Source organism: Streptomyces azureus, assembly GCF_001270025.1.
GTDB lineage: Bacteria > Actinomycetota > Actinomycetes > Streptomycetales > Streptomycetaceae > Streptomyces > Streptomyces azureus.
Genome location: NZ_DF968326.1, coordinates 1 through 13,865, shown reverse-complemented (window position 1 = coordinate 13,865; position 13,865 = coordinate 1). Strand labels below are relative to the sequence as shown.

General features: G+C 69.5%; 14 protein-coding genes. All 14 read left to right on the top strand.

The features are described from left to right. The first annotated feature begins 122 nt into the window (after positions 1-122). Positions 123-779 (top strand): vitamin K epoxide reductase family protein, encoded by a 657-nt coding sequence (locus AOQ53_RS24115; protein WP_059420358.1) that lies wholly within the window; start codon positions 123-125, stop codon positions 777-779. 56 nt (positions 780-835) lie between these two features. Continuing rightward, positions 836-2,188, top strand: coding sequence for a replication-associated recombination protein A (locus AOQ53_RS24110; RefSeq protein ID WP_059420357.1), 1,353 nt, complete (start codon positions 836-838; stop codon positions 2,186-2,188). 309 nt (positions 2,189-2,497) lie between these two features. After that, on the top strand, positions 2,498-3,112 hold the full coding sequence (rpsD, locus tag AOQ53_RS24105) for a 30S ribosomal protein S4 (protein WP_010046470.1): 615 nt from the start codon (positions 2,498-2,500) through the stop codon (positions 3,110-3,112). Between the two features lie 178 nt (positions 3,113-3,290). Next, on the top strand, positions 3,291-3,731 hold the full coding sequence (locus tag AOQ53_RS24100; RefSeq protein WP_078945471.1) for a DUF948 domain-containing protein: 441 nt from the start codon (positions 3,291-3,293) through the stop codon (positions 3,729-3,731). A gap of 9 nt (positions 3,732-3,740) precedes the next feature. Next, positions 3,741-4,112, top strand: coding sequence for a hypothetical protein (locus AOQ53_RS24095; protein ID WP_059420354.1), 372 nt, complete (start codon positions 3,741-3,743; stop codon positions 4,110-4,112). Beyond that, positions 4,112-6,784, top strand: a complete 2,673-nt coding sequence (gene alaS / locus AOQ53_RS24090) for an alanine--tRNA ligase (RefSeq protein ID WP_059420353.1) — start codon at positions 4,112-4,114, stop codon at positions 6,782-6,784. Before AOQ53_RS24095 ends, alaS begins: the two co-directional genes overlap by 1 nt. Before the next feature lie 16 nt (positions 6,785-6,800). Next, the gene (ruvX, locus tag AOQ53_RS24085; protein WP_059420352.1) at positions 6,801-7,265 is read left to right on the top strand and encodes a Holliday junction resolvase RuvX; all 465 of its coding nucleotides are present in this window, start codon (positions 6,801-6,803) and stop codon (positions 7,263-7,265) included. A gap of 121 nt (positions 7,266-7,386) precedes the next feature. Next, positions 7,387-9,120 (top strand): endolytic transglycosylase MltG, encoded by a 1,734-nt coding sequence (mltG, locus tag AOQ53_RS24080; RefSeq protein WP_059420351.1) that lies wholly within the window; start codon positions 7,387-7,389, stop codon positions 9,118-9,120. Beyond that, positions 9,101-9,940 carry a shikimate dehydrogenase gene (locus AOQ53_RS24075; protein ID WP_059420349.1) on the top strand — a complete coding sequence of 280 codons (840 nt, stop codon included), beginning with the start codon at positions 9,101-9,103 and terminating at the stop codon, positions 9,938-9,940. The genes mltG and AOQ53_RS24075 overlap by 20 nt, the downstream gene beginning before the upstream one ends. Positions 9,941-10,052: 112 nt before the next feature. Further along, positions 10,053-10,505 (top strand): hypothetical protein, encoded by a 453-nt coding sequence (locus AOQ53_RS24070; protein ID WP_063888953.1) that lies wholly within the window; start codon positions 10,053-10,055, stop codon positions 10,503-10,505. Positions 10,506-10,741: 236 nt separating this feature from the next. Further along, on the top strand, positions 10,742-11,926 hold the full coding sequence (aroC, locus tag AOQ53_RS24065) for a chorismate synthase (protein ID WP_059420347.1): 1,185 nt from the start codon (positions 10,742-10,744) through the stop codon (positions 11,924-11,926). Beyond that, positions 11,923-12,435, top strand: a complete 513-nt coding sequence (locus AOQ53_RS24060; RefSeq protein ID WP_059420345.1) for a shikimate kinase — start codon at positions 11,923-11,925, stop codon at positions 12,433-12,435. Before aroC ends, AOQ53_RS24060 begins: the two co-directional genes overlap by 4 nt. Further along, positions 12,432-13,523, top strand: a complete 1,092-nt coding sequence (gene aroB, locus AOQ53_RS24055; RefSeq protein ID WP_059420344.1) for a 3-dehydroquinate synthase — start codon at positions 12,432-12,434, stop codon at positions 13,521-13,523. The genes AOQ53_RS24060 and aroB overlap by 4 nt, the downstream gene beginning before the upstream one ends. A 163-nt stretch (positions 13,524-13,686) precedes the next feature. Further along, the coding region (locus AOQ53_RS46495; RefSeq protein WP_236711786.1) for a Pro-rich N-terminal domain-containing protein at positions 13,687-13,865 on the top strand (179 nt) is incomplete at its 3' end.

The window sequence follows — 13,865 nt, the reverse complement described above, 5'->3', positions numbered from 1 at the left end:
ACGCAACCCTCAGGGACGACCGGGCGGACATCCTTATGTCCACTGAACGGTGGACAGACCTCCTGTGCGGCACAATGGCCCTGCCCGCAGTTGTCCAGGTCTCAGGTGACGGAATCGGCGTGATGAGCAAGACGACAGTCAAGGACGTCTCCACGGAGCCCGAGCCGGAGCGCGCCGAGTTCGCGCCCCGCGCCGAGGGCGGCAGCCGGGCCCTCGCCCTGCTGCTGGTGATCACCGGCGCGGCCGGACTGCTCGCCGCGTGGGTCATCACGATCGACAAGTTCAAGATCCTCGAGGCCAAGGTCGAGGGCAAGACGTTCACCCCCGGGTGCAGCTTCAACCCCGTCGTCTCCTGCGGCAGCGTCATGGAGAGCAAGCAGGCCGCCGTCTTCGGTTTCCCGAACCCGATGCTCGGCCTCGTCTGCTACGGCATCGTCATCGGCGTCGGCGTGAGCCTCCTCGCCCGTGCCCGCTTCCCGCGCTGGTACTGGCTCACCTTCAACGCCGGCTGCCTGTTCGGCGTCGGCTTCTGCGCCTGGCTGATGTTCCAGTCCCTGTACCGGATCAACGCACTGTGCCTGTGGTGCTGCCTGGCCTGGGTCGCGACGATCCTCATGTTCTGGTACGTGACGTCGTTCAACATCCGCAAGGGCTTCCTGCCCGCCCCGGCCTGGCTCAAGGGCTTCTTCGGCGAGTTCACCTGGGTCATGCCGGTGCTGCACATCGGCATCATCGGCATGCTGATCCTGACCCGCTGGTGGGACTTCTGGATCAGCTGAGCCGGGGGCACCAGGGCCCGGCGGGATTGTCGGTGCCGTGATTTAGGGTTTCTGACGTGGAGCCCGACCTGTTCACCGCCGCAGCCGAAGAACGCCAGGAGAAGGAGCCGTCCAGCAGCCCCCTGGCGGTGCGGATGCGCCCGCGCACCCTCGACGAGGTCGTGGGCCAGCAGCATCTGCTGAAGCCGGGCTCGCCCCTGCGCAGACTGGTCGGCGAGGCCTCCGGCCCGGCAGGCCCCTCCTCGGTGATCCTCTGGGGCCCGCCCGGCACCGGCAAGACCACCCTGGCGTACGTCGTCTCCAAGGCCACCAACGCCCGCTTCGTCGAACTGTCGGCGATCACCGCGGGCGTCAAGGAGGTCCGCTCGGTCATCGACGGCGCCCGCCGCGCCTCCGGCGGATACGGCAAGGAGACCGTCCTCTTCCTCGACGAGATCCACCGCTTCAGCAAGGCCCAGCAGGACTCCCTGCTCCCGGCCGTCGAGAACCGCTGGGTGACACTGATCGCGGCGACGACGGAGAACCCGTACTTCTCGGTGATCTCGCCCCTGCTGTCCCGCTCCCTGCTGCTCACCCTCGAACCGCTCACGGACGACGACATCACGAACCTCGTCCGGCGAGCCCTGACCGACGAGCGCGGCCTCAAGGGCGCCGTCACCCTCCCCGAGGAGACCGAGAGCCACCTGCTGCGCATCGCCGGCGGCGACGCCCGCCGCGCCCTGACCGCCCTGGAGGCGGCCGCCGGAGCCGCCCTCGACAAGGGCGAGAGCGAGATCGGCCTGACCACCCTGGAGGAGACGGTCGATCGGGCCGCCGTGAAGTACGACCGCGACGGCGACCAGCACTACGACGTGGCCAGCGCCCTGATCAAGTCCATCCGCGGCTCCGACGTCGACGCCGCCCTGCACTACCTGGCCCGGATGATCGAGGCCGGCGAGGACCCCCGCTTCATCGCCCGGCGCCTGATGATCTCCGCCAGCGAGGACATCGGCCTCGCCGACCCGACCGCCCTGCCGATCGCGGTCGCCGCCGCCCAGGCCGTCGCCATGATCGGCTTCCCGGAGGCCGCCCTCACCCTCAGCCACGCCACCATCGCCCTCGCCCTGGCCCCCAAGTCCAACGCCGCGACCACCGCGATCGGCGCCGCCCTGGAGGACGTACGCAAGGGACTGGCCGGCCCCGTGCCCGCGCACCTGCGCGACAGCCACTACAAGGGCGCCACCAAGCTCGGCCACGGCCAGGGCTACGTCTACCCGCACGACCTGCCCGAGGGCATCGCCGCCCAGCAGTACGCCCCGGACGCCCTCAAGGACCGCGAGTACTACGAGCCGACCCGGCACGGCGCGGAGGCCCGCTACGCGGACGCGGTCGAGTGGACCCGTAAGAACCTCGGTCGAAAGCGGTCCTGAGCACCCTGTAAACTCGTTCGGAGTGCCGCGTCCCGTGCAGTCAGAACGGGACAGTCGGCCGGAGCCAGCCAGGGGCACCGCCCCCGGACCGGCTCCAGGAGCGTCGCGCACCGTCGAACGGTGTCGCGGGCAGCCCACCACCACCCGTCGCACGACGGGCACGGTCGGTGGGCCACTCGCGTGCTGCACGTATGTGCCCAGACCAGGGGAGCGGCTGCCCGCCCCGTCCGCAGGGACGAGGAGGGTTTCCCCGGCTGCGGATGCGACCTCCCACAACCCTGACAAGCCGACACTAGGAAACGAGAAACAGTGGCGAACCAGTCCCGCCCCAAGGTCAAGAAGTCGCGTGCCCTCGGCATCGCGCTCACCCCGAAGGCCGTCAAGTACTTCGAGGCCCGTCCCTACCCGCCGGGTGAGCACGGCCGTGGCCGCAAGCAGAACTCGGACTACAAGGTCCGTCTGCTCGAGAAGCAGCGCCTGCGCGCGCAGTACGACGTGTCCGAGCGCCAGCTCGTCCGCGCCTACGAGCGTGCCTCCAAGGTCCAGGGCAAGACCGGCGAGGCCCTGATCATCGAGCTCGAGCGCCGTCTCGACGCCCTGGTCCTGCGTTCGGGTATCGCCCGCACGATCTACCAGGCCCGCCAGATGGTCGTCCACGGCCACATCGCGGTCAACGGCAAGAAGGTCGACAAGCCCTCCTTCCGTGTCCGTCCGGACGACGTCGTGCAGGTCCGCGAGCGGTCCAAGGAGAAGACCCTCTTCACGATCGCCCGTGAGGGTGGCTTCGCCCCCGACGGTGAGACCCCGCGCTACCTCCAGGTGAACCTCAAGGCCCTGGCGTTCCGCCTGGACCGCGAGCCGAACCGCAAGGAGATCCCGGTGATCTGCGACGAGCAGCTCGTCGTCGAGTACTACGCCCGCTGATCCCCGGCAGGCACGCGGTACTTCAGCCCGTCGTCTCCCCGCCCCTCCGGGCGGGCGAGGCGGCGGGCTTTCGCAAATCCGCCGTCGCCCGGCGGTAATCCGGTACGGAGCCGCAGCCCCGGCGCGATAGGCTCGTCGCACGACTTTTTCGATGTTCAGGCACGTTTTCAGGGAGCGGGTGCACACAGTGTCCGGTGGAGAGGTGGCCGGAATCCTGGTGGCTGTCTTCTGGGCGATCCTGGTCTCCTTCCTCGCCGTCGCGCTGGCGAGGCTGGCCCAGACGCTCAGGGCGACCACCAAGCTCGTGGCGGAAGTGACCGATCAGGCCGTCCCGCTGCTGGCCGACGCCTCCGCGGCGGTGCGCTCCGCGCAGACCCAGATCGACCGGGTCGACTCGATCGCCTCCGACGTCCAGGAGGTCACGTCGAACGCCTCCGCGCTGTCGACCACCGTCGCCTCGACCTTCGGCGGCCCCCTGGTCAAGGTCGCCGCCTTCGGCTACGGCGTGCGCCGGGCCCTCGGCGGCCGCAAGGAGGACGTGCCCGGCAAGGCGTCGAGGCGTACCGTGATCGTGGGCCGCACGGTCTCTCGGCGCAGCGCCCGAGGGAAGAGGGACTGAGAGCCAGCGATGTTCCGCCGTACGTTCTGGTTCACCACCGGCGTCGCCGCCGGAGTGTGGGCCACCACCAAGGTCAACCGGAAGCTGAAGCAGCTGACGCCCGAGAGCCTCGCCAGAACCGCGGGGAACAAGGCGATCGAGGCCGGCCACCGGCTCAAGGACCGCGCGGTCGACTTCGCGCTCGACGTCCGCGACAACATGGCCCAGCGGGAGGCCGAACTGGGCGACGCGCTCGGGCTGAACGCCCCCGTCGACCCCGAACTCCCCGGCCCCAGGCGGCACGCCGTCATCGAGAACAGCAAAGAGCCGAAGACGTACGTCATCGACAGCACGTCGTCCACGTACAAGAAGAATTCGTACAACCGGAATGAGGACCACTGATGGAGTCGGCTGAGATTCGCCGCCGCTGGTTGAGCTTCTTCGAGGAGCGCGGTCACACCGTCGTCCCTTCGGCGTCGCTCATCGCGGACGACCCGACTCTGCTCCTCGTCCCGGCCGGCATGGTGCCCTTCAAGCCCTACTTCCTGGGTGAGGTCAAGCCGCCCTTCAGCCGCGCCACGAGCGTGCAGAAGTGTGTGCGCACGCCCGACATCGAAGAGGTCGGCAAGACCACGCGCCACGGCACGTTCTTCCAGATGTGCGGCAACTTCTCCTTCGGCGACTACTTCAAGGAAGGCGCCATCAAGCTCGCCTGGGAGCTGCTCACCAGCCCCCAGGACAAGGGCGGTTACGGCCTCGACCCCGAGCGCCTGTGGATCACCGTCTACAAGGACGACGACGAGGCCGAGCGCATCTGGCACGAGGTCGTCGGCGTGCCGAAGGAGCGCATCCAGCGCCTCGGTATGAAGGACAACTACTGGTCCATGGGCGTCCCCGGCCCGTGCGGCCCCTGCTCCGAGATCAACTACGACCGCGGCCCCGAGTTCGGCGCCGAGGGCGGCCCCGCCGTCAACGACGAGCGGTACGTGGAGATCTGGAACCTCGTCTTCATGCAGTACGAGCGGGGCGAGGGCACCGGCAAGGACAACTTCGAGATCCTCGGCGACCTGCCCAGCAAGAACATCGACACCGGCCTCGGCCTGGAGCGTCTCGCCATGATTCTGCAGGGCGTGCAGAACATGTACGAGATCGACACCTCGATGGCCGTCATCGACAAGGCCACCGAGCTGACCGGCGTGCGCTACGGCGACGCCCACGCCTCGGACGTGTCCCTGCGCGTGGTCACCGACCACATGCGCACCTCCGTGATGCTCATCGGCGACGGCGTCACCCCCGGCAACGAGGGCCGCGGCTACGTGCTGCGCCGCATCATGCGCCGCGCCATCCGCAACATGCGCCTCCTCGGTGCCACCGGCCCGGTCGTCAAGGACCTGATCGACACCGTGATCGGCATGATGGGCCAGCAGTACCCCGAGCTCATCACCGACCGCGAGCGCATCGAGAAGGTCGCCGTCGCCGAGGAGAACGCCTTCCTCAAGACGCTGAAGGCCGGCACCAACATCCTCGACACCGCCGTCAGCGACACCAAGGCCGCCGGCTCCACGGTCCTGCCCGGCGACAAGGCCTTCCTGCTCCACGACACCTGGGGCTTCCCGATCGACCTCACCCTGGAGATGGCCGCCGAGCAAGGCCTCTCCGTGGACGAGGAGGGCTTCCGCCGCCTGATGAAGGAGCAGCGGGAGCGCGCCAAGGCCGACGCCCAGTCGAAGAAGACCGGCCACGCCGACCTCGGTGCCTACCGCGAGATCGCCGACCGGGCCGGTGCCACCGACTTCATCGGCTACACCGACACCGAGGGCGAGTCCACGGTCGTGGGCATCCTGGTCGACGGCGTCTCCTCCCCGGCCGCCACCGAGGGCGACGAGGTCGAGATCGTCCTCGACCGCACTCCGTTCTACGCCGAGGGCGGCGGCCAGATCGGCGACACCGGCAAGATCAAGACCGACTCCGGTGCCGTCATCGAGGTCCGCGACTGCCAGAAGCCGGTCCCGGGTGTCTACGTGCACAAGGGCGTCGTCCAGGTCGGCGAGGTCACCGTCGGCGCCAAGGCCCACTCCGCCATCGACGACCGCCGCCGCAAGGCCATCGCCCGTGCCCACTCGGCCACGCACCTGACGCACCAGGCCCTGCGCGACGCCCTCGGCCCGACGGCCGCCCAGGCCGGTTCCGAGAACCAGCCCGGCCGCTTCCGCTTCGACTTCGGCTCCCCGTCCGCCGTCCCGACGGCCGTGATGACCGACGTCGAGCAGAAGATCAACGAGGTGCTCGCCCGCGACCTGGACGTCCGCGCCGACGTCATGGGCATCGACGAGGCCAAGAAGCAGGGCGCCATCGCCGAGTTCGGTGAGAAGTACGGCGAGCGCGTCCGTGTGGTGACCATCGGCGACTTCTCCAAGGAGCTGTGCGGTGGCACGCACGTGCACAACACCGCCCAGCTGGGCCTGGTGAAGCTGCTCGGCGAGTCGTCCATCGGCTCGGGTGTCCGCCGGATCGAGGCCCTGGTCGGCGTGGACGCCTACAACTTCCTCGCCCGTGAGCACACGGTCGTCGCCCAGCTCCAGGAGCTGATCAAGGGCCGCCCGGAGGAGCTCCCGGAGAAGGTCTCCGCCATGCTCGGCAAGCTGAAGGACGCCGAGAAGGAGATCGAGAAGTTCCGCGCCGAGAAGGTTCTCCAGGCCGCCGCCGGTCTCGTGGAGTCCGCCAAGGACGTCCGGGGCGTTGCTGTCGTGACCGGTCAGGTCCCGGACGGCACGACCGCCGACGACCTGCGCAAGCTCGTGCTCGACGTGCGCGGACGCATCCAGGGTGGACGGGCCGCCGTGGTCGCCCTGTTCACGGTGGCGAACGGCAAGCCGCTGACGGTCATCGCCACCAACGAGGCCGCCCGAGAGCGGGGCCTGAAGGCCGGCGACCTGGTCCGCGCGGCCGCCAAGACCCTCGGCGGCGGCGGTGGCGGCAAGCCGGACGTCGCCCAGGGCGGCGGCCAGAACCCGGCCGCGATCGGCGACGCCGTGGACGCCGTGGAGCGTCTGGTCGCCGAGACGGCCAAGTAAGAAACGGATCTGGAAGATGCGCAGAGGACGTCGACTCGCGATCGACGTCGGGGACGCCCGGATCGGGGTCGCCTCGTGCGACCCCGACGGGATCCTCGCCACCCCGGTGGAGACGGTCCCCGGGCGTGACATCCCCGCAGCTCAGCGACGGTTGAAGCAACTCGTCGAGGAGTACGAGCCCATCGAGGTCGTGGTCGGCCTCCCGCGCTCCCTCAAGGGCGGCGAGGGCCCGGCCGCGGTCAAGGTGCGGGGCTTCACCCAGGAACTGGCGCGCATGATCTCCCCGGTTCCGGTGAGGCTCGTGGACGAACGCATGACGACGGTGACCGCCAGTCAGGGACTACGCGCTTCAGGCGTGAAGTCCAAGAAGGGAAGGTCCGTCATCGACCAGGCGGCTGCGGTGGTCATCCTGCAACAGGCCCTAGAATCCGAACGAGTGTCAGGTAAAGCACCCGGCGAAGGCGTCGAAGTGGTCATCTGATCGCGATACGGTAACGTTCCGCGCGATGTGGCGGCATTCGAACAGCCACCGCACAGCAAGAGGCGGGACGGGAGCCGAGCCGGAAGCCGCGTGACCGCCGCCTCGCGGCTCTAGGGGATCGATGACTGAGTATGGCCGGGGCCAAGGCTCCGAACCGTGGCATCCGGAGGACCCGTTGTACGGGGACGGCGGATGGGGAGGAGAGCAGGCCCATCAGGGCCAGCAGTCCCCCTACGGCGGCCAGCCACAGCACTATCCAGAGCAGCAGCCGCAGCAGCCGCAGTACGGCGACTGGGGCACCGGTGAGCAGGCCGGATACGGTCAGGCGCAGCAGCAGTACCAGTACGACCAGCAGCAGTACGCGGCACAGGCCCACGGGCATCAGCAGTACCCAGGGCAGGGCAACCAGGGCCACCAGGGGCAGCAGCAGGACCCTGGATACCACCAGCAGCAGTACGACAACGGCGGCTGGGCCGCCGACCCGCACCAGCAGGTCTCGTACCCCGGCGACCCCGCCGACCCGTACGGTCAGCAAACCGGCGCCTACGACGGCGGCCAGTCCGACTACTACGGCACGCCCGAGGCATACCCGCCACCGGAGCCGCCCGGCCGGCGTCAGGCCGAGCCGGAGCCGGAGCCGGAGACCGACTGGGACCCCGGCCCCGACCAGGGCGAACACGCCTTCTTCGCGGGCGGCGACGACGATGACGACGGCGACCAGCCGCGGGGCCGTCGCGGGCGCGACGACCAGCGGGGACGCGGCGGCAAACCCAAAAAGCGCCGCAACGGCACGGCCTGCCTGGTGGTCGTCCTGGTCCTCGGCGGCGGCCTGGCAGGCGTCAGCTACTTCGGCTACCAGTTCTTCCAGGAGCGTTTCGGCGACGCGCCGGACTACGCGGGCGACGGCAACGGGCAGGAGGTGACCGTCGAGATCCCCGAGGGAGCGCTCGGGTACAAGATCGGTCAAGTCCTGAAGAGCGCGGGAGTCGTCAAGAGCGTCGACGCGTTCGTCGCAGCCCAGCAGAGCAACCCAGAGGGCAAGACCATCCAGGACGGCGTGTACACGCTGCAGAAGCAAATGTCGGCCGACAGTGCGGTCGAACTGATGCTCAGCCCGGAGAGCCGCAACAACCTGATCATCGCCGAGGGTAAGCGCAACGCCGACATCTACCGGCTCATCGACAAGCGGCTGGGCGTCAAGGAGGGCACCACCGCCGCTGTCGCCGAGGAGGACTACAAGAAGCTCGGCCTGCCCGACTGGGCGCTGAACCACGAGAACGTCAAGGACCCGCTGGAAGGGTTCCTCTATCCCTCCAGTTACGGCGTCAGCAAGGGGCAGAAGCCCGAGGACGTCCTCAAGCAGATGGTCCAGCGGGCCACGCGGACGTACGAGAAGATCGGGGTGGAGAAGAAGGCCAAGAGCCTCGGACTCGAGGACCCCTGGCAGCTGATCACCGTCGCGAGCCTCGTCCAGGCCGAGGGCAAGACGCACGACGACTTCCGCAAGATGGCCGAGGTGGTCTACAACCGTCTCAAGCCCACCAACACGGAGACCAACCAGCTGCTCCAGTTCGACTCGTCCTTCAACTACCTGAAGAACGAGAGCAACATCCACATCAGCGAGTCCGAGATCAACAGCAACAAGGACCCGTACAACACGTACACCAACAAGGGTCTGCCGCCCGGTCCGATCGACAATCCGGGGGACGTGGCGCTGCGGGCGGCACTGAACCCGACGAAGGACGGCTGGATCTACTTCGTGGCGACCGATGGCGTCAGCAAGACCGAGTTCGCCAGGAATCGGACAGAGTTCGAGAAGCTCAAGGACAAGTTCAATGCCACCAGGGGCAACTGAAGCCCGCCGTGCCGCGGTGCTCGGCAGTCCCATCGCCCACTCCCTCTCCCCGGTGCTGCACCGCGCGGCCTATGCGGAGCTGGGACTGACCGGCTGGTCGTACGACCGCTTCGAGGTCGACGAAGCGACGCTGCCGGGCTTCATCGAGAAGCTCGGCCCGGAGTGGGCCGGCCTGTCGCTGACCATGCCGCTGAAGCGGGCCGTCATCCCGTTGCTGGACGAGGTCAGCGAGACGGCGGCCTCGGTGGAGGCGGTCAACACCGTCGTGTTCACCGAGGACGGGCGACGCGCCGGTGACAACACCGACATCCCCGGCATCGTCGCCGCGCTGCGCGAACGCGGCATCGAGCAGGTCGAGTCCGCCGCGATTCTCGGCGCCGGCGCCACCGCCTCGTCCGCGCTGGCCGCGCTCGCCCGGATCTGCACGGGTGAGGTGGTCGTCCATGTGCGCAGCGAGGCTCGCGCCGCCGAGATGCGGCAGTGGGGCGAGCGGCTGGACGTGGAGGTGCGCATCGCCGACTGGGCGCAGGCCGAGCAGGCGCTGAGGGCTCCGCTTGTGATCTCCACGACCCCCGCGGGTGCGACGGACGCGTTGGCTTCCTCCGTACCCGAGCGGCCGGCCACCCTTTTCGACGTGCTCTACGATCCCTGGCCGACAGTGCTGGCGGCGCGGTGGTCGGCGTCCGGAGGAGCGGTGGTGAGCGGGCTGGATCTGCTCGTGCACCAGGCCGTGTTCCAGGTGGAGCAGATGACCGGAATTTCACCGGCTCCGCTCACGGCGATGCGGGCCGCCGGAGAACATGCTCTCGCCGCTCGGTGAATAGTGGCCGAATGCCCTGAGCGGAAACGGAATTGGAACTTCCGAGTTTGATATCTCCTCTTTTGTCGTTACTTTGTGGCGACGAGTGTTGCTGTCCGGGAGGGGAATGGAAATGCGGAGACGTCTTTGTTCGGTCGGGCTGGCCGTGGGGCTGGCGGGAGCCGTGGGCCTGGTCGGCGCGACGCCCGCCGCGGCCGCGGCCTCGACGCCTGAAGCGGCCTGCGGTTCGGGGTACAAGGTCCTCGAATCCCACACGGTCGGATTCGACAAGAGCACCAACAAGCCCGCCGGCCGGGTTTCCCTGCTCTACAACGCGTCGAGCGGCTACAACTGCGTCGTGACGATGCACATCAACGGTTATGTCGGATTCGGTGCGCTGACCGAGGCCGGCATTCTCGTCCAGGGCGGAAGCTGGCAGCGCGACAAGAAAGAATACAGCTATTACGCCGGGCCTGTCTATGTCAAGGCCGCCAATAAGTGCGTGAAGTACACCGGCGGCATCGAGTACGTTGACAACGGAATTTTCTGGGACAGCTACACGAGCGGTTTCGGCCACTGCGGCTGATCTCGCCGGCGGGGACGCCTGCGGCACCCTCGACACTCCATGAGGGTGCCGCACGCGCATGTCCGCCCCGCCCGTCGTCCACCCTGTCCGTCACGCGGACCGATTCCGGCCCGGCGTCCTCGACGTGGGAGGATCGGAAGTGGCGGACCGGAGTCGCGCACCCGGTCGTGCCGTCGCCGTACGCGACGAGGCGCGTACGCAGGGCAGTACCAGAGCGCGAGCACTGAGGAGCACCGTTGAGCAGGTTGCGCTGGCTGACCGCGGGGGAGTCCCACGGTCCCGCACTCGTGGCGACGCTGGAGGGTCTTCCCGCCGGCGTGCCGATCACCACGGACATGGTGGCGGACCATCTCGCGAGGCGGCGCCTGGGTTATGGGCGCGGTGCCCGGATGAAGTTCGAGCGGGACGAGATCACCTTCCTCGGCGGCGTCCGGCACGGCCTCAGCCTCGGCTCACCGGTCGCGATCATGGTGGGCAACACCGAGTGGCCGAAGTGGGAGCAGGTCATGGCGGCCGACCCGGTCGACCCGGAGATCCTCGCCGGGCTCGCCCGCAACGCCCCGCTGACCCGCCCGCGGCCCGGCCACGCCGACCTCGCCGGTATGCAGAAGTACGGCTTCGACGAGGCCCGGCCGATTCTGGAGCGGGCCTCCGCTCGGGAGACCGCGGCCCGGGTGGCCCTCGGCGCGGTGGCCAGGTCGTACCTGAAGGAGACGACCGGCATCGAGATCGTCTCCCACGTGGTGGAGCTCGCGGCCGCGAAGGCGCCGTACGGCGTGTACCCGACGCCCGCGGACGTGGAGAAGCTGGACGCGGACCCGGTGCGCTGCCTGGACGCCGACGCGTCGAAGGCGATGGTCGCCGAGATCGACCAGGCCCACAAGGACGGCGACACCCTCGGCGGCGTGGTCGAGGTGCTGGCGTACGAGGTCCCGGTCGGCCTCGGTTCGCACGTGCACTGGGACCGCCGCCTGGACGCCCGCCTGGCCGCCGCCCTGATGGGCATCCAGGCGATCAAGGGAGTCGAGGTCGGCGACGGCTTCGACCTGGCACGCGTCCCCGGCTCCAAGGCGCACGACGAGATCGTCACGACCCCCGAGGGCATCCGGCGGACGTCCGGCCGCTCCGGCGGCACCGAGGGCGGGCTGTCCACGGGTGAGCTGCTGCGCGTGCGGGCCGCGATGAAGCCGATCGCGACCGTGCCGCGGGCGCTGAAGACGGTGGACGTCGTCACCGGCGAGGCCACCGCCGCCCACCACCAGCGTTCCGACGTGTGCGCGGTGCCGGCCGCCGGCATCGTCGCCGAGGCGATGGTCGCCCTCGTCCTCGCGGACGCGGTCGCGGAGAAGTTCGGCGGCGACAACGTGGCCGAGACCCGCCGCAACGTCCGGTCCTACCTCGACAACCTGGCCATCCGATGAACCCGCTGATCGTGCTGGTCGGCCCGATGGGAGTCGGCAAGTCCACCGTCGGGCAGCTGCTGGCCGAGCGGCTCGGGACCGGCTACCGGGACACCGACGACGACATCGTCGCCGCGCAGGGCCGGACGATCGCCGAGATCTTCGTCGAGGAGGGCGAGCCCGCCTTCCGCGCGATCGAGAAGCAGGCAGTGCGCGAGGCACTGGCCGGGCACGACGGTGTGCTGGCACTGGGCGGCGGCGCCGTCCTCGACCCGGACACGCGCGCGCTGCTCGCCGGGCAGCGCGTGGTGTACCTGTCGATGGACGTCGAAGAGGCGGTCAAGCGCACCGGCCTCAACGCGGCCCGGCCGCTGCTCGCCATCAATCCGCGCAAGCAGTGGCGCGAGCTGATGGACGCCCGTCGGCACGTCTACGAGGAGGTCGCCACGGTCGTGGTCGCCACCGACGGCCGCACCCCCGAAGAGGTCACCCGAGCCGCCCTGGACGCACTGGAGTTGAAGGAAGCATGAGTGAGGCAGTGACCCGGATCCAGGTCGGCGGCACGGCCGGTACCGACCCCTACGAGGTCCTCGTGGGCCGGCAACTCCTCGGCGAACTGCCCGGGTTGATCGGCGACAAGGCCAAGCGGGTCGCGATCGTCCACCCCGAGGCACTGGCCGAGACCGGTGACGCCCTGCGCGCCGACCTGGCCGGGCAGGGCTACGAGACGGTCGCCATCCAGGTGCCCAACGCCGAGGAGGCCAAGACCGCCGAGGTCGCCGCCTACTGCTGGAAGGCGCTGGGCCAGTCCGGGTTCACCCGGACGGACGTCATCGTCGGTGTCGGCGGCGGCGCGACCACGGACCTGGCCGGGTTCGTGGCCGCCACCTGGCTGCGCGGGGTGCGCTGGATCGCGATCCCGACCACCGTGCTCGCCATGGTCGACGCGGCCGTCGGCGGCAAGACCGGCATCAACACCGCCGAGGGCAAGAACCTGGTCGGTGCCTTCCACCCGCCCGCGGGTGTGCTCTGCGACCTGGCCGCGCTGGACTCCCTCCCGGCCAACGACTACGTCTCCGGGCTCGCGGAGGTCATCAAGGCCGGCTTCATCGCCGACCCGGTGATCCTCGACCTCATCGAGTCCGACCCCGAGGCGGCCCGCACCCCGGCCGGCCCGCACACCGCCGAGCTCATCGAGCGCTCCATCCGGGTCAAGGCCGACGTGGTGTCGTCCGACCTGAAGGAGTCGGGCCTGCGCGAGATCCTCAACTACGGCCACACGCTCGGCCACGCCATCGAGAAGAACGAGCGCTACAAGTGGCGGCACGGCGCGGCGGTCTCGGTGGGCATGCACTTCGCCGCCGAACTCGGCCGCCTGGCAGGCCGCTTGGACGACGCCACGGCCGATCGCCACCGCACCGTCCTCGAAGCCGTCGGGCTGCCGCTGTACTACCGGCACGACCAGTGGCCCAAGCTGCTGGAGACCATGAAGGTCGACAAGAAGTCCCGCGGCGACCTGCTGCGCTTCATCGTCCTCGACGGTCTGGCCAAGCCCACCGTCCTGGAGGGACCCGACCCGGCCGTGCTGCTCGCCGCGTACGGCGAAGTCGGACAGTAAGTACCCAGGCGCGCCTTCCGCCCGAAACGCCTTACGGGGCCGGGCACTTCGGACTGCCCCCGGCCGTTCACACAACACCGGCCGGGGGCGGTACCGTTCGGTAGCAGCGGGTTCCGCCCCGCTGTTCAGCGCCCATCGCCTGTACGAGACGGAGTGGCACCGGATGCAGCACGCAGTGGGTTCTCCGCTGCCGCCGCCCCACCAGCCGGGGCACGGACCGGCCGTCGGCTGGTCGCCGGCCGCACACCACCCGGGGCCGCACCACCCGGGTGCGCACCAGGGCTCCGTGCCCGTGCCCCCGCCGCCCCCGGCGCCCGGTTATCCCGTGCCCCCGCCCGGGCC